17 protein-coding genes are annotated in these 15,514 nt (G+C 65.2%); 8 read left to right on the top strand and 9 right to left on the bottom strand.

The features are described 5' to 3' along the window. Positions 1–16: 16 nt before the first annotated feature. The 5 genes from GGD66_RS25840 to GGD66_RS25820 all read left to right on the top strand — a co-directional run bounded on the left by GGD66_RS25840 (position 17) and on the right by GGD66_RS25820 (position 5,622). The gene (locus tag GGD66_RS25840; RefSeq protein WP_183259427.1) at positions 17–1,054 is read left to right on the top strand and encodes a ligase-associated DNA damage response exonuclease; all 1,038 of its coding nucleotides are present in this window, start codon (positions 17–19) and stop codon (positions 1,052–1,054) included. Further along, a complete protein-coding gene (locus tag GGD66_RS25835; protein ID WP_183259394.1) occupies positions 1,051–2,925 on the top strand; it encodes an ATP-dependent DNA ligase in 1,875 nt (624 codons plus the stop codon). The genes GGD66_RS25840 and GGD66_RS25835 overlap by 4 nt, the downstream gene beginning before the upstream one ends. Before the next feature lie 306 nt (positions 2,926–3,231). Beyond that, a complete protein-coding gene (locus GGD66_RS25830; protein WP_018320831.1) occupies positions 3,232–3,537 on the top strand; it encodes a DUF6460 domain-containing protein in 306 nt (101 codons plus the stop codon). A gap of 21 nt (positions 3,538–3,558) precedes the next feature. After that, complete coding sequence (locus tag GGD66_RS25825; protein WP_092251725.1) at positions 3,559–4,293, top strand: MBL fold metallo-hydrolase; 735 nt, start codon at positions 3,559–3,561, stop codon at positions 4,291–4,293. A gap of 3 nt (positions 4,294–4,296) precedes the next feature. Next, entirely contained in the window at positions 4,297–5,622 is a 1,326-nt protein-coding gene (locus GGD66_RS25820; protein WP_183259392.1) for an MATE family efflux transporter, read from the top strand. A gap of 47 nt (positions 5,623–5,669) precedes the next feature. Here the strand turns inward: GGD66_RS25820 and GGD66_RS25815 are convergent, their stop codons facing one another. Then, positions 5,670–6,767, bottom strand: a complete 1,098-nt coding sequence (locus GGD66_RS25815; protein ID WP_183259391.1) for a quinone-dependent dihydroorotate dehydrogenase — start codon at positions 6,765–6,767, stop codon at positions 5,670–5,672. After that, entirely contained in the window at positions 6,764–7,108 is a 345-nt protein-coding gene (locus GGD66_RS25810) for a DUF952 domain-containing protein (protein ID WP_018320827.1), read from the bottom strand. Before GGD66_RS25810 ends, GGD66_RS25815 begins: the two co-directional genes overlap by 4 nt. A gap of 319 nt (positions 7,109–7,427) precedes the next feature. Between GGD66_RS25810 and GGD66_RS25805 the strand changes: the two genes are divergently transcribed. After that, complete coding sequence (locus GGD66_RS25805; RefSeq protein WP_183259390.1) at positions 7,428–8,078, top strand: helix-turn-helix transcriptional regulator; 651 nt, start codon at positions 7,428–7,430, stop codon at positions 8,076–8,078. Positions 8,079–8,129: 51 nt separating this feature from the next. On the opposite strand, the gene GGD66_RS25800 is transcribed toward GGD66_RS25805, so the two are convergent. Beyond that, positions 8,130–8,621 carry a DUF3237 domain-containing protein gene (locus tag GGD66_RS25800; RefSeq protein ID WP_183259389.1) on the bottom strand — a complete coding sequence of 164 codons (492 nt, stop codon included), beginning with the start codon at positions 8,619–8,621 and terminating at the stop codon, positions 8,130–8,132. Between the two features lie 29 nt (positions 8,622–8,650). Next, positions 8,651–9,109: an ester cyclase gene (locus GGD66_RS25795; protein ID WP_183259387.1), complete on the bottom strand. Its 459-nt coding sequence runs from the start codon at positions 9,107–9,109 to the stop codon at positions 8,651–8,653. Between the two features lie 99 nt (positions 9,110–9,208). Between GGD66_RS25795 and GGD66_RS25790 the strand changes: the two genes are divergently transcribed. Next, positions 9,209–9,820, top strand: coding sequence for a TetR/AcrR family transcriptional regulator (locus GGD66_RS25790; protein ID WP_179740023.1), 612 nt, complete (start codon positions 9,209–9,211; stop codon positions 9,818–9,820). A gap of 107 nt (positions 9,821–9,927) precedes the next feature. Further along, on the top strand, positions 9,928–10,680 hold the full coding sequence (locus GGD66_RS25785) for a carbonic anhydrase (protein ID WP_018320822.1): 753 nt from the start codon (positions 9,928–9,930) through the stop codon (positions 10,678–10,680). Positions 10,681–10,791: 111 nt separating this feature from the next. Here GGD66_RS25785 and GGD66_RS25780 read toward each other — a convergent pair whose 3' ends face one another. The 5 genes from GGD66_RS25780 to GGD66_RS25760 all read right to left on the bottom strand — a co-directional run bounded on the left by GGD66_RS25780 (position 10,792) and on the right by GGD66_RS25760 (position 15,360). Continuing rightward, positions 10,792–12,435, bottom strand: coding sequence for a lysine--tRNA ligase (locus tag GGD66_RS25780; RefSeq protein ID WP_183259386.1), 1,644 nt, complete (start codon positions 12,433–12,435; stop codon positions 10,792–10,794). 182 nt (positions 12,436–12,617) lie between these two features. Beyond that, a complete protein-coding gene (locus GGD66_RS25775; protein WP_092251981.1) occupies positions 12,618–13,553 on the bottom strand; it encodes a transporter substrate-binding domain-containing protein in 936 nt (311 codons plus the stop codon). Between the two features lie 251 nt (positions 13,554–13,804). After that, entirely contained in the window at positions 13,805–14,395 is a 591-nt protein-coding gene (locus tag GGD66_RS25770; RefSeq protein ID WP_183259385.1) for an SCO family protein, read from the bottom strand. Between the two features lie 24 nt (positions 14,396–14,419). Next, positions 14,420–14,614, bottom strand: coding sequence for a hypothetical protein (locus GGD66_RS25765; protein ID WP_183259384.1), 195 nt, complete (start codon positions 14,612–14,614; stop codon positions 14,420–14,422). 275 nt (positions 14,615–14,889) lie between these two features. Further along, positions 14,890–15,360 (bottom strand): hypothetical protein, encoded by a 471-nt coding sequence (locus GGD66_RS25760; protein WP_018320817.1) that lies wholly within the window; start codon positions 15,358–15,360, stop codon positions 14,890–14,892. Positions 15,361–15,514: the final 154 nt, after the last annotated feature.

Below are 15,514 nucleotides of genomic sequence, written 5' to 3'. Positions count from 1 at the left end.
TTCCTATATGACCACCATGCGCCCCCAAGACATCCTGCTGCCAGTTGCTGCCGGCCTGTGCTGCAAGCCCGGCGGCTTCCATATCGACCCCGTCCGCCCGGTCGAGCGGGCCGTGATCACCCACGGCCATTCCGACCATGCCCGCGCCGGCCATGGTGCGGTGCTGGCGACGCAGGAAACGCTGGACATGATGCGGCTGCGCTACGGCGAGAATTTTGCCGGATCGACGCAAGCTATCAACTATGGCGAGGAGATCCGGCTCGGCGACGTCTGCGTGAAATTCCACCCGGCCGGCCATGTGCTGGGATCGGCGCAGATCGCGGTGACCTGCAAGGACACCTGCATCGTCGCTTCCGGCGACTACAAGGACGCGCCCGATCCGACCTGCACGCCGTTCGAGCTGGTGCCCTGCGACGTCTTCATCACCGAGGCGACGTTCGGGTTGCCGGTATTCCGGCATGGCGATGCGAGCGACGAGGTGAAGAAGCTGCTCGCCTCGGTCACGCTGTTTCCGGAGCGCGCGCATCTCGTCGGGGCCTATTCGCTCGGCAAGGCGCAGCGCGTGATCGCGCTGCTGCGCGCGGCCGGCTATGACGCCCCGATCTATCTGCATGGCGCGATGGAGAAGATCACCGAGTACTACCAAAGCCGCGGCATCGATCTCGGCGAGCTCAGGCCAGTGAAGGGCGTGAAGAAGGCGGCGCTCGCCGGGACCATCACGCTGGCGCCGCCCTCGGCCACTTCCGATCTCTGGACGCGGCGGTTTCCCGATCCCGTCACCGCGTTCGCATCGGGCTGGATGCGCGTGCGCGCCCGGGCGCGGCAGCGCGGCATCGAGCTGCCGCTGGTGATCTCCGACCATGCTGACTGGGACGGCCTCACCGCCACCATCGCCGCGACCGGCGCCGGCGAGATCTGGGTTACGCACGGCCAGGAAGATGCGCTGGTGCATTGGTGCCAGAGCAAAGGCCTGAAAGCGCAGCCGCTCGATCTCGTCGGTTACGGCGACGAGGAGGAGGCCGAGACGCCGGCCACAGACGAGGCCGAGGCATGAACCGCTTCGCCGAACTCCTGGACCGTCTCGCCTATGAGCCCGGCCGCAACAACAAGCTGCGGCTGCTCACCGGCTATTTCCGCGAGGTTGGAGACCCCGACCGCGGCTACGCGCTGGCCGCGCTCACCGGCGCGCTCAGCTTCAAGCACGCCAAGCCCGCCCTGATCCGCGATCTCATCGCCGCGCGCACCGATCCGGTGCTGTTCGGTTTGAGCTACGACTATGTCGGCGATCTCTCGGAGACGGTGGCGCTGATGTGGCCGAAGGCGCAAAACAATTCGCAGTCTTTTCCGGGCCACCCCTCTCCCCCGCCCTCCCCCACAAGGGGGGAGGGAGCGCAGCGCAGTGCGGCGTTGTCAGCGAGCACAACATCTCTCAGCGATTTCCAAAGTGAGGGACGCACGAGCCTCTCCGTTCCCTCCCCACTTGTGGGGGAGGGTCAGGGAGGGGGGTCCCGCGGGCGAGATGCTGATGAGTCCCCTCACGCCCGCAACCACAACAACCCGCCGCCGCCGACTCTGACCGAGGTCGTCACCACGTTGCGCACGCTCGGCAAGACCGAGCTGCCGAAGCAGCTCGAGCGCTGGCTCGACGAGCTTGATGAGACCGGCCGCTGGGCGCTGCTGAAGCTCGTCACGGGCGCGCTTCGGATTGGTATCTCCGCGCGGCTGGCGAAGACCGCGGCGGCCGCGCTCGGCGACAAGGATCCGCATGAGGTCGAGCTGATCTGGCCTGGCCTTGCGCCACCCTATCTCGACCTGTTCGCATGGCTGGAAGGCCGTGCCGAAAAGCCGGTCAACCGCGATCCCGCGCCGTTCCGGCCCGTGATGCTGGCGCATGCGATCGAGGACAGCGATTTCCAAAGCCTCGATCCCGCCGACTACATCGCCGAATGGAAATGGGACGGCATCCGCGTGCAGGCGGTGGCAGGCCGCGATGATCGCGGCCACATCACGGCGCGGCTCTATTCACGCACCGGCGAGGACATCACCGGGAGCTTTCCCGATCTCGTGCCGTCGCTGCGCCTGCCCGGCGCGATCGACGGAGAGCTCTTAATCCTGCGCGAGGGCCGTGTGCAGAGCTTCAACGTCCTGCAGCAGCGGCTGAATCGCAAGGTCGTCTCGCCAAAGCTGATCAAGGAATTTCCGATTCACCTGCGCGCTTACGATCTGCTCGGCGACGACGAGAATGATCTGCGTGAGCTGCCGTTCGCGGAACGGCGCGAGCGGTTGGAGACGTTCGTGAGGAAGCTCGACGATCCCCGCATCGATCTGTCGCCCACCGTTGCCTTCTCAAGCTGGGAAGCTTTGACTGCCGCCCGCGCCGATCCTGCAAGCGCAGGTGCCGGCGAAGACGCGGACGCCGTCGAAGGCGTGATGCTGAAGCGGCGAGATGCGCCTTATCTGCCGGGCCGGCCGAAGGGGCAATGGTGGAAGTGGAAACGCGATCCGCACATCATCGATGCCGTGCTGATGTATGCGCAGCGCGGCCACGGCAAGCGCTCGTCCTATTATTCCGACTACACCTTCGGCGTCTGGACCGCGGGCGAGGGCGGCGACGAGCTGGTGCCGGTCGGCAAGGCCTATTTTGGCTTCACCGACGAGGAGCTCTTGCAGATCGACCGCTTCGTCCGCCGTAATACCACGGAAAAGTTCGGCCCCGTCCGCCACGTCGTGCACGAAGGCGACAAGGGGTTGGTGCTGGAGGTGGCGTTCGAGGGCCTGCAGCGCTCGCCGCGCCATAAATCCGGCGTCGCCATGCGCTTCCCCCGCATCAGCCGCCTGCGCTGGGACAAGCCGCCGCGCGAGGCCGATCGGCTGGAGACGCTGGAGAGGATGCTGAAGGCGGAGGCGGCGGAGATTGAGATGTGAGTGCGTTTTATGAGAGCGCTCGATTGTCGCCGAGGCGGAGATGCGCTCCCTCTCCCGCCTGCGGGAGAGGGTTGGGGAGAGGGCTGTCTCCGCGATGGGACAATCCCCTAGAGGAGAAAGCCCTCACCCGCGCCTTCGGCGCGACCTCTCCCGCAAGCGGGAGAGGTTGGCGCCCGCGGCCGGCAGCGCTCCCAAACCGAGGCTACCCGAATTAAACTCCCGTAACCCGATTGACGGTCCGTCACGGGTTCCCCATGTGCCTCGCCGTGCCCTATAATGGGTCGAATCCGCCTACAGGAGTTTGAGATGGTCCAAGACGTCAGAGATTTGCCGGCCGGCCGCAACGACGGGCTGAACCGCTTTCTCGGCGGCTCGCCGCTGGCGGTCGCGTTTCGCCTGGTCCTGCTCTCGATCCTGGTCGGCGTCGTGCTCGCCGCGATCGGCTTCGATCCCTGGAACATCCTCACCAGCATTCGCCTCTTGTTCCAGCGTCTCTGGGATCTCGGCTTCGACACCATCAACTGGCTGTGGCGCTACTTCCTGCTCGGCGCAGTCATCGTGATCCCGATCTGGCTGCTCTCGCGCGTGTTCGGCACGCCGCGCGGCCGGTGAGATTTTGAAGGTCCGCAGCCGATGCAATTGCGTTTTGTCGGCTGCGGCGATGCTTTCGGCTCCGGCGGCAGGCTCAATACCTGCTTCCATGTCTCGGGGCGCGAGGCCAACTTCCTGATCGACTGCGGTGCGTCGGCTCTGCCGGCGCTGAAGCGGCTCGAGATCGCGTGCGAGGACATCGATCTCATCCTGATCACGCATTTCCACGGTGATCATTTTGCCGGGCTGCCGTTTGTCCTGCTCGACGCGCAATTCTCGCGGCGGACGCGGCCGCTGACGATCGCGGGCCCGCAAGGCATCGAGACGCGGCTCGGCGAGGTGATGGATGTGTTGTTCGAGCATTCCTCAAAGACGAAGCAGCGCTTCGAGCTCTCCGTCGTCGAGCTCTCGCCCGAGCAAAACCGGACTTTCGGTGCCGTGACGGTGACGCCCTATCCGGTCGTGCACGGCGAATCCGGCGGCCCCTTCCTCGCCTACCGCGTCGAGGCCGAGGGCCGCACACTCGCCTATAGCGCCGATACCGAATGGACGGAGACGCTCATTCCGCTGGCGCATGGCGCGGATCTTTTCATTGCCGAGGCCTATATGTACGAGAAGGTGGTGAAGAACCATCTCAGCCTGAAGACCTTGGAACAGCATCTGCCCGACATCGGCGCCAAGCGGCTCGTCCTCACCCATATGAGCGACGACATGCTGTCGCGCCTCGACACGCTGCCCCATATGGCGGCCGAGGACGGCATGGTCGTCGTGTTCTGAACCATGCACGCGCCCGTCCATCCCAAAGTCGGCACACGTGAAGTGTTCGCCATCGCCGGGCCGGCGATGGTCGCGAACCTGACCACGCCACTGATCGGCATTGTCTCGACCACGGCGATCGGTCGCCTCGACGATGCCGCGCTGCTTGGCGGCGTCGCGATGGCCTCGGTGATCTTCGACTGCCTGTTCTGGCTGTTCGGCTTCCTGCGGATGAGCACGCTCGCCTTCACCGCGCAATCGCTGGGCGCGGGCGACACGCGCGAGCCGACCGCGATCCTGACGCGCGGCTTCATCGTTGCCGGCCTGATCGGCGCCGCGCTGATCGTGCTGCAACTGCCGCTGGCCGCATTGCTGTTCGATCTCATGGGCGGCAGCGAGGGTGTGACGCAGGCCGCGAAGACCTACTTCAAGATCCGGATCTGGTCGTCACCGTTCGCGCTCGCCAATTACGTCATCCTCGGCTGGCTGATCGGCCAGGCGCGCGCCAATTCGGCCTTGATGCTTCAGGTCGTCATCAACCTCGTCAACATGGCGGCGACGATCCTGCTGGTGCTGGTCTACGACACCGGCATCGCCGGTGCCGCGATCGCCGCGCTGTTGTCGGAAGCGGTCGGGTTCGCCCTCGGCGTGATCGTCTGCCGCCATTATGCCGATGGCGGCTTCGCCGTGCCGTACGCGACCCTGCTCGACCGCGACAAGCTGTTGCGGATGCTGGCGGTGAACACCGACATCCTGATCCGCACCGCGGCGTTGATCGCCGTATTCCTGTTCTTCACCGCCAAGGGCGCGCAGGCCGGCGACGTCACGCTGGCCGCCAACTCCGTGCTCAACAATTTCCTGCTGGTCAGCGCTTTCTTCCTTGACGGTCTCGCCAACGCAGCGCAGCAGCTCTGCGGCCGCGCCGTTGGCGCGCGCGATGCAAAGGGCTTTGCGGATTCGACCCGGCTGGTGCTGCTATGGGGGCTCGGCTTCGCGCTGGTGGTGTCGGGACTGTTCGCGCTGTTCGGGCCCGCCTTGATCGATTTCATGACGGCGAGTGACGACGTCCGCCGTGCCGCGCGCGAATTCCTGCCGTTCGTCGTGCTCGTGCCCATCCCCGGCGTGTTCGCCTTCGGCTTCGACGGCATCTATATCGGCGCGACCTGGGCGCGCGAGATGCGCAATCTGATGCTGGCTTCGCTGCTGATCTTCCTCGCCGCCTGGTGGGCGCTGCAATCGCTCGGCAATGCCGGGCTGTGGTCGGCGCTGATGGCCTCCTACCTCTCGCGCGGCGGCTTGCAGGCCGCACGCTATCCCGCGCAGTTCAGGGCGACGTTTTCGAAATCGTAGAAGAACCGTAGCCCGGACGATGACTGCGTTCGGGGCACGAGACTTTCCTACATCCCCGGCCAGTCTTCCGCCGTGAGAGTCGCCGCATCGGCGCCAACGATCTCGGACAGCGAATCCCGGCCGGTGCGGAGCAGCGTCGAGGTGAGGTCGCGCTTGATCTCGTCGACGAGGCCGAGGCCCTTGTAGATCAGCGACGAATAGAGCTGGATCAGGCTCGCGCCGGCACGGATCTTGGTCAGCGCGGCACCGCCTGAATCCACGCCGCCGACGCCGATCAGCGGGAATGCGCCCTCGACGCGCACATAGGTCTCCGCGACCATCCGCGTCGACAGGCGGAACAGCGGCCGGCCGGACAGACCGCCTTGCTCCTTGGCGCGCAGCTCCTCGCGCAGCGTGCTCGGCCGCGCAATCGTCGTGTTCGACACAATCATGCCGTCGACCCGGCGCGAACGCGCGACCTGCACGACATCGTCGAGCTGGGCGAGGCTCAGATCCGGGGCGATCTTGAGCAGCACCGGCGTGTCACCGGCCTTCTGGCGCACCCGCTCGCGCGCGTCGATCACCCTGGCGAGGAGATCGTCGAGCAGGGCGCCTTCCTGCAAATTGCGCAGGCCCGGCGTGTTCGGCGAGGAGACGTTGACGGTGAAATAGCTCGCGACCGGCGCAAAGGTCTCGATCAGCTTGACGTAATCGGCGACGCGGTCCGGCGAATCCTTGTTGGCGCCGACATTGACGCCGACGATGCCGCCATGCTGCGCGCGCGCGGCGAGCCGGCGCAAGGCGACGTCCGCGCCGTCATTGTTGAACCCCATGCGGTTGATGACGGCCTCGTCGCGCTCCAAACGAAACAGCCGCGGCCGCGGATTGCCGCTCTGCGGCCTCGGCGTCACCGAGCCGATCTCGACGAAGCCGAAGCCGAGCCGCAGCAACGCGTCCGGCACCTCGGCGCTCTTGTCGAAGCCCGCGGCCATGCCGATCGGATTGGGAAAGTTGAGCCCGAAAGCGCGCATCGCAAGCTTGGGATCGTCAGCGCGCGGCTTGACCGGCGGCAGGAAGCGCAGGCCCTGGATCGCGAGGCGATGGGCGTCTTCCGGATCGAGCCAGCGCAGCACCGGCAGCGAAAAGGCGTCGAAAGCGCGGATCACGGCAGCAGCTCCGGAGTGTCGTGGCCGCCGTCCGAGCGGATGTTGAGGTTCATCACCGACAGCACCGCGCCGAGGTCGAGCTCGCCATAGAGATGTGGAAACAGCTCGTCATTGCGCGAGCGCTCCCAGCGCAATTCGCTGCCGAGCGCGTCGCCGTCGACCTCGACCAGGAACAGCGCGCGCTGTCCGACATAGTGCTTGCGCAAGGTCTCGGGAACCTGGGCAGCGGTCGAGAAATGGATGAAGCCGTCGCGCGCATCGTCCGCGCTGCCCCGGTAGACACCCTGCCGTTCCGCCTCACGCCAGGCCGAGGCCGGACAGATTTTGTAGATCTTGACCACCGCTTGCGCAGCCCTGTTTGTTCTTTGAGTCAGCTCTTTGAGTTTCTTGGGTTTTTTCGCCGCGTGCGGGTCCCCGAAACCCGGGCGCGACCGTAAAGGCCGCCCCTTCCGAACTCAAGGCTTAGAGCCTATTCCGCTCCGATGAAATCGGAACGGGTCTCTAAATTCCTGTTTTGGTGCGTTTTCTTGCGGCGTTTTCCTGGGGCCAGCCGGTATCCATTTCGCTTGAGGGCGGCTGCCCCGCTGCCTCTTGCGCGAAAAACGGAAAACCGGTTGATTTGAGGATAGTTTTCCTGAGTTGCGACGGGCTGGACCTTGCATGGTCAGGCAGGCCAAAGCGCAGAGGATACTGACGCACGACCAGATCTGGGTCGCCCTGGATCGGTTGGCGGCGCGCGCCGGTCTGTCGCCGTCCGGTCTTGCCAAGCGCGCCGGGCTCGATCCCACCACCTTCAACAGGTCCAAGCGCGTCACCTCCGACGGCCGCGAGCGCTGGCCCTCGACCGAATCGATCGCAAAGGCGCTGGCCGCGGCCGAGTCCTCGATCGAGAGCTTTGTGCGGCTGATCGACGATGACGCCAGCGACGGCCGCTCGGTACCGCTGCTCGGCTTCGCGCTGGCCGGCGCGAGCGGCGCTTTCGATGAGGCCGGCTTTCCATCCGGCAAGGGCTGGACCGAAATCGCGCTTCCCACCGAGGACAGCCACACCTTTGCGCTGGAGATTTCCGGCGATGCGCTGCTACCTGCCTATCGCGATGGCGACCTCATCCTGGTCTCACCAGGCGCGCCGATCCGCAAAGGCGATCGCGTGGTGGTGAAAACCAGGGCGGGCGAGGTGATGGTCGCGACGCTGGGGCGCCGCACCGCGAAGGCGCTGGAGCTTCAATCGCTCGATGCGTCGCAGGCCGGGCGCACCATGGCGACGAGCGATGTGGCGTGGATGGCGCGCATCACGTGGGCGAGCCAGTGAAGGCGAGGGGGTTACTCACGTGCACCGCACTCAACGCATCCACGGAAGCTCTCACAGCACTTCGAAGACCTTGTAGGCGACGGCGCCCTCGACGAGATAACCCTTGCCGATGCAGACGACGTCGTTGAGCCAAGCGTAGGTCTGCGAGCCAGTCTCAAACAGCGGATTGGTGCGGAAGTAATATCCGGCGGGATCGACCTTGGTACGTTGCGCGGGATCCGCCATCTCGGCGCGCAAAGCCTGCGGCGTCACCCAGCGGCCGCCATAGGTCATGTAGATCAGCTCGCCATCATGCGTCCGCAGCGACAGGCGGACATCGAGCGTCATGGTGCCATCGGCGCGGAACAAGGCCCAGTCGCCGCCGCCCCGCAGCACCTCGCCGCGCAGGCGCGGGCCTTCGAACGAGCCCTTGGCCGCCCCGAACAGCACGCGCTGCCCGACCGGCCCGGCGCCGAAATTAAGGCGCGGATCGAGGTCGACAACGATGTCGAAGAGAAGTCTGGTCGCGAGGTCACCGACGGGCTTGATGCGGGGATCGGCCATGGTCTGACGCTCCTGTTGCGTGGATGGAGTTATGCCGCCTGCGTCGCTTCGCCGAACAGCTTGCGCCTGACCGCGTCGGTCGAGACGCCGGATTGGGCGCAGAGCTCGGAGAGATCGAAGACGAAGCGCTCATACGCGATCTTGTCGTCGCGAAAGGCGAAGGCGATGAACACCGGCAGCTCGGCGCGACGGCCGTTCGGCACGGCCCCGAAGCGATCCCCCGTCATCGTCATCCGCGCGGTGCCCCAGCAGACCAGCGTGCCGGCGGAATTGGCGTGGCCGTCGAGGGTGACGTGATAGTCCGGGAAGGACTTGAAAAAGCTTGTCAGGATGCGCTCGTTTTCGGCGAGACCCTGCGCCCTCGTGCCGAAGGCCGGCGTCTCCAGCACCATGTCGGGATGCAGAACCTCCAGCGCCGCAGCGACATCCTGCCGGCTCTTCGCGATCGCCAGCCCTTCCGCCAGCTCGAACATGCGTTTGCCGTCCATGGCTACCTCGACAATTTTTACATTCTGTGCGTCTAATACATACATCATGTATGTTATATGCGGTTTGATACCGACGCGTCAAGCGTTAGGTTGCGCGCGATGCGGGCGAAGGATCCTCCGAGAAGTCGTCGGGAAGAGTACAGCGAGGCCACCAGGCAGGCGCTGCTCGATGCCGGCCGCGAAGCGTTTGCGGCCCACGGATTTCAGGCCGCCGGCATGGAGGCGATCTCACGGGCGGCGCGGGTCACGCGCGGCGCGTTCTACCATCACTTCGAGGACAAGAAGGCGCTGTTCGATGCCGTCGTCGTCGCCATGCAGCGCGAGGCGGCCGGCAGAATCGAGATCGCGGCGCGCAATGAGCGCAAGATTTGGGATCGTCTCAGCGCCGGCATCGACGCCTATCTCGACGCCTGCGAAGAGCCGGACTATGCGCGCATCGTCATCCAGGAAGCGCAGGCCGTGCTCGGCGAGCCGCGCTATCGCGAGATCGAGGAGACCTATCCGACCGCGCTCCTGATCGCGACGCTGCGGGCGCTGAAGCGCGATGGCGAGTTGCACGCGGACGATGTCGATCTGCTCAGCCGGATGATCGACGCCATGATCTGCAAGATCGGATTGCTGCTGCCCCACGCCGAGGATTCCAGGAAGCTGCGCAGAAACGGACAGAAGATCGTCGCGGCCGTGCTGGAGACCTTTCGCCAGAAGGTCTGAATCCGCTTCCGGCTCGCGTCACTCTTGCATCGCCATTGCGACTCACCGCCGCTCTCGCATAGGTTGCGGCCGATATTGCCAGTCAGATTCATCTCTGGGGGAATACGATGAATCGCCGTCACGCATTGAAGGCTCTCGCGGGTCTTGCGCTTTGTCCGCTCTGCAAGCCGGCCTTCGCAGCCGAAGGCGCGCATTGGAGCTATGAGGGCGTCGGCGGACCGGCCAAATGGGGCGATCTCGATGCGGCCAACAAGGCCTGCGCGGTCGGCCTGCAGCAGTCGCCGATCGACATCGAGGGGACGATCAAGTCGCAATTGCCGGTTCTGAAGCTGAACTGGGGCAAGAGCGCCGACACGATCGTCAACAACGGACACACGATCCAGCTCAACTTCGCCGAGGGCAGCACGTTGATGCTCGGCGACGTCAAGTACAAGCTGCTTCAGGTGCACTTCCACCGGCCGAGCGAGCACATGATCGGCGGCAAGAATTTTCCGATGGAGGCGCATTTCGTCCATCGCAACGAAGCCGGCGGCCTCGCTGTGGTCGGCGTGCTGATGGCCGAGGGCAGGCCGAACCCGGCGTTCGGCAAGATCGTCAAGACCATGCCGGCGGCGGAAGGCCCGGCGGTGAAGGCGGATGCGAGCATCGATCCGCACGCCATGCTGCCGCAAAAGCTGAGCTACTTCCGCTATCCCGGCTCGCTGACGACTCCGCCCTGTTCGGAAGTGGTCGAATGGCTGCTGTTGACCACGCCGATTCAGGTGTCCGCCGCTGACGTCGCCGCGTTCGCAAAACTCTATCCGATGAACGCGCGCCCAGTGCAGAAGGACAACCGGCGCTACGTGCTGAAATCGATTTGAGCTGAAGCAAACGGTCCGTAGCCCGGATGGAGCGCAGCGTAATCCGGGACCAGGCGTGCAATTTGCGAGAACCCCGGATTGCGCTTCGCTCCATCCGGGCTACCTCTTGCCTCACGCGCTCCGCGCCAGCGCGCCGTCGATCATGTTGACCGCGTTCTGCACGCCGTACACCGCGACGAAGGAGCCGAAGCGCGGGCCCTTCTCCTGGCCGAGCAGGACCTGATAGAGCATGTTGAACCAGTCCAGCGTGACGCCGGGACGGCCGTCCTTGCCCTTCTTGACCTGATCGAGGAACGGCTCGCGGCGGCCGATCTCGTAGACGACGTTCTGGATGTCCTCGGCCGATGCGTCCTGCGCAAGCTGTGACAGCGCATCGCGCAGGTCCTGCAGCGCCGCGCGCTCGCTGTCCGTCGGCACGCGGAACTGCTTCGTCGGCGCAACGAAGTCGCGGTAGTAATTGATGGCGTAGCCGACCATCGCATCGAGCTTGGGATGCGTCTGCGGCGAGACGCCCGGACGATAACGGCCGATGAAACCCCACAGCGTCTCGGCATTCTCCGCGTTCGACGACGACACCAGCGTCAGCAGGAGCTGGAAGGTGACGGGCATGTCGCCCTGCGGCGGCTTGCCGTTGTGGATGTGCCAGACCGGATTGCCGAGCTGCTGCTTGCCATCCTGCCTGGCGAAGCCGTCGATGAACTGCTGATAATCGTCGACGTTGCGCGGGATGACGTCGAAATACAGCCGCTTGGCCGCCTTGGGCTCGCGATACATGAACAGCGACAGCGATTCCGGCGAGGCGTAGCGCAGCCACTCGTCGATGGTGAGGCCGTTGCCCTTCGACTTCGAGATCTTCTGGCCCTGCTCGTCGAGGAAGAGCTCGTAGTTGAAACCTTCGGGCGGCGTGCCGCCGAGCGCCCTGGCGATCGCGCCCGAGAGCTTCACCGAATCGATCAAATCCTTGCCCGCCATCTCGTAATCGACGCCGAGCGCGACCCAGCGCATCGCCCAGTCGGCCTTCCACTGACACTTGACGTTGCCGCCGGTGACGGGCGTCTCCACTTCCTGGTTCGTGTCGGGGTCGACATAGGTCACGGTGCCGGCGGCGACGTCGCGGCGGATCATCGGCACTTGCAGCACGACCCCATTGGTCTTGCTGATCGGCAGGAACGGCGAATAGGTCGCGCGGCGATCGGGTCCCAGCGTCGGCAGGATGATCGCCATCACCTTGTCGTAGGCAGCCAACATCTTGAGCAGCGTCGCGTCGAAGCGGCCGGACGTATAATAGTCGGTCGAGCTCGCGAACTCATAGTCGAAGCCGAAATGATCCAGAAACGCGCGCAGGCGCGCGTTGTTGTGCGCACCGAACGAGGGGTACTCGTTGGAGAACGGATCCGGCACCCGCGTCAGCGGCTTGCCGAGATGCGCGGCCAGCATCTCCTTGTTGGGAACGTTGTCCGGCACCTTCCGAAACCCGTCCATGTCGTCGGAGAACGCCAGGAGGCGCGTCTTGACCTTGTCCTCGGTCAGCACGCGGAAGGCATGGCGCACCATCGAGGTGCGCGCGACCTCGCCGAACGTGCCGATATGCGGCAGGCCTGATGGTCCGTAGCCGGTCTCGAACAGCACCTCGTCCTTCGGGCTTTTCTTCAGCCGCGCGACAATGGCCTTCGCCTGTTCGAACGGCCAGGCGTTGGATTGTTCGGCGAGCGCGCGCAAATCGCTCGGGCTCATGTTGGGATCGATAACGGACATCAAGGGGGCCTCCGGGCCGCGGAAAATAGCGATTTCCGGGCAGAATGCAAAAGTTGCGGAGCAACTATCGCGGGGATCGTAGGTGGGCAAAGCGAAGCGTGCCAACCACCTCAAAGACGTAGGGCACGGCGCTGACGCGCCTTTGCCCACCCAACGGCAGTTTGCTCGTCGCGGGCGCAGGGCTAAAACGGGCTCACCGAGAAATACCGCAGCCACAGATCGGTGTAGCGGCCCTTTTCCCAGACGCGGAACAGGGCCCAGTTCAGGGCCTGGCGCAGCACGTCGTTGCCCTTGCGCACGGCGATGCCGATGCCTTCGCCGAAGAAGCGGCTCTCGACGAAGGGGCCGCCGGAGAAGGCGCAGCAATCGCCGGAATCGGTGCCGTTGATCCAGAACGCCAGCGAGATGGCGTCGCCGAAGATGAAATCGACCTCACCCTTGCGAAGGGCGGCGCGCATCGCGTCGTCGTTGGGATACGGGTGCAGCTCGGCGTCGGTGAACATCGCCTTGAGATAGGCCTCGTGCGCGGAGCCGGCGATGACACCGACCTTCTTGCCCTCGAGATATTCGGGGCGGATCTCCGGCATCACCGCGTCCTTGCGCGAGGCGAAGCGCGCCGGCACGCGGTAATAGGGGTCGGTGAAGTCGACGCGGGCGCGCAGCTGCGGGCTGACCGCCATAGAGGCGATGATGGCATCGCCGCGGTTGGAGGAGAGCGCGTCGACCAGCGTCTCGAAGCGCCGCATCTGCACGGTGCAGGTGACCTTGATCTCCTCGCACAGCGCGCGGGCCAGATCGACGTTGAAGCCGGCCGGGTTGCCGTCGGCGCCGGTGAAATTGAACGGCGGATAGTCGGTCTCGGTCAGGAAGCGGATCACGGTCAGGCGCGACAAGTCCGGCCGCTCCGGTCGCCGCCGCGGGTCCCAGAACCCGGGCACGGCCTGCGGGGCGGCCTGGGGCGCGACCTGCGGCGTGGCTTGAGGCGCCGCCGGGGGCCGCTTGGCGGGCGCCTGGGCCTGGGCGTCGGGCAAGCCCATGAGCAGGCAGGCGCCGACGGCCAGCCCCGCCAGCAAGCTACGGGCAGATTTGGGCGATTTCGCCTGTTGCGATGGAGCCATCGGCCGGAAATGAACGAATTTCATTGGGATCGGAGGGCGTTATAGACGATCCCGACGGGAACGCGAGCATGGAATGCAGCCAAGTCGAGGTGCGCTCCCTCTCCCGCTTGCGGGGGAGGGCCGGGGTGGGGTATCTCCGCGGGCGAGAGCCCCAATGTGGAGAGAGCCCCCACCCGGCGCGCTGTGCGCGCCGACCTCCCCCGCAAGCGGGAGAGGTTGCACCGAGAATGCCGCTCGATCCTGCGCTCTTCTCAGAGATACTTCTTCAAATCCGCCGCCGCCTCGTCCGGCGTCCGCTTCAAATTGAACGGCGACACGAAGCGGCCGTCGCAGTCCATCAGATAGATCAGCGCGGTGTGGTCCATGGTGTAGTCGCCGTCCTTGGTCGGGACCTTCTTGGCGTAGACCCGGTAGGAGGTGATGACCTTGGCGGTCTCGGCGGGATCGCCGGACAGGCCTTCGAGGTGCGGATCGAAGCTCGACAGATACTCCTTCATGGTCGCCGGGGTATCGCGCTCGGGATCGACCGAGATGAAGACGGCATTGACCTTGTCGGCGTCCTTGCCCATCGCGCGCAGCACCTCCGAGATCTCGAACAGCGAGGTCGGGCAAACATCTGGGCAATGGGTGTAGCCGAAGAAGATCAGGGTGGGCTTGCCCTTCAGGCTCTTGTCGGTGACGGCCTTGCCGTTCTGGTCGGTCAGCTGGAACGGGCCGCCGATCGCGGCCGGCTGCGCCACCTTGCTGACACCGCCCATGGCCCAGAACATGATCAGGAGGCCGACAACGAGGCTTGCAGCGAAGGCGGTCGCAATCACCAGCGGACGGGCGGCGGAACTCATGAACGGAAAACTTCCTGTGGCGGATCAGAAGCAGGCGGTGAAACCGGTCCTGATCATTTCGAAGAACATCTGCGTGCCGTAGTGGAACCACAGCGCAAGCGCGCCGAGCACGAGCAATCCGCCGAGCCCCGCGCCCGCCAACAGCAGCACGAACGGCGTGCGGCCGGCAGTGGGCGAATTGTCCTGTAGCGGATGCGAGGGGTGCAGCGGTTGAGCCATGACAACGATCGGGGCGAAGGTCGGGGTTCCCTGCCTTTCAAATAGGCGCTGGGGCGTGGCCGGGCAAGCGCGGCGGCCGGGAGGGGGGATCACGGGGTGCGGAAGTACGTCCCATTCTCGTCATGCCCGGGCTTGTCCCGCCTGCGCGTCCGAAGCCGCTTCGGCGCGGCGAAGGGCCGGGCATCCATGCGCTTTTCACCGAGCCCAAAAACGTCGATGGCCGGGACAAGCCCGGCCATGACGAAAGAGCAGCGCTGGAAGGGACGAATGTGCGCCTACCGCGACGACGGCTTGTTGGCCGAGGCTTGCGCGTCCAGGTAGCAGGGCTTGTACATGGCCTGGAGCTGCTTGCCCTTCAGGAACAGCATGTGCGGGGTGAGGCCGCCGCGCTGGGTGATCCAGCGTTTCACCTGCGACGGATACATCGCGTAGAGCATCTGGGTGGCTTCGGCATTGGTGACGGCGCGGCCGTTGGTGCCGAAATCCCACGCGGCGTGGAAGCCGAGCGTCGCGTGCGAGGTCACGCAGATGCGGTCGTGCGGGATGGCGCCGAGGACGATGGTGCAGGCCGAGGCGCAGAGGCCGTCGATGATGACGGTGTCACCTGACTGCCGCAGGTCCTGGTATTTGTCGACATAGGTTCCGATCCGGCCACCGCGGTCATCCGCGATCCGAACCACCGCGTGAGAAGCCCCCATGCAAGCGATCAGGAGAACCGCCGCAAGCAACCCCGTCAGAAACTTCATTGTCCCCCGCCCCAGTCGAATTCGAATCTGCGTGTTCGGTGGTGATGCGCGACTAGCGTCTGTCGTAACCGCGGTTTTGTCTAGGCAGGCCGGCTCGCTCAAAACAAATTCAAATCCAGTGTTGCGTCCGCGCTGCACCCGATGGGTCTCTATC

The organism is Bradyrhizobium sp. CIR48, from assembly GCF_014198315.1.
GTDB lineage: Bacteria > Pseudomonadota > Alphaproteobacteria > Rhizobiales > Xanthobacteraceae > Bradyrhizobium.
The sequence above is the reverse complement of the archived record's forward strand: the minus strand, read 5'-3'. Positions and strand labels throughout refer to the sequence as shown.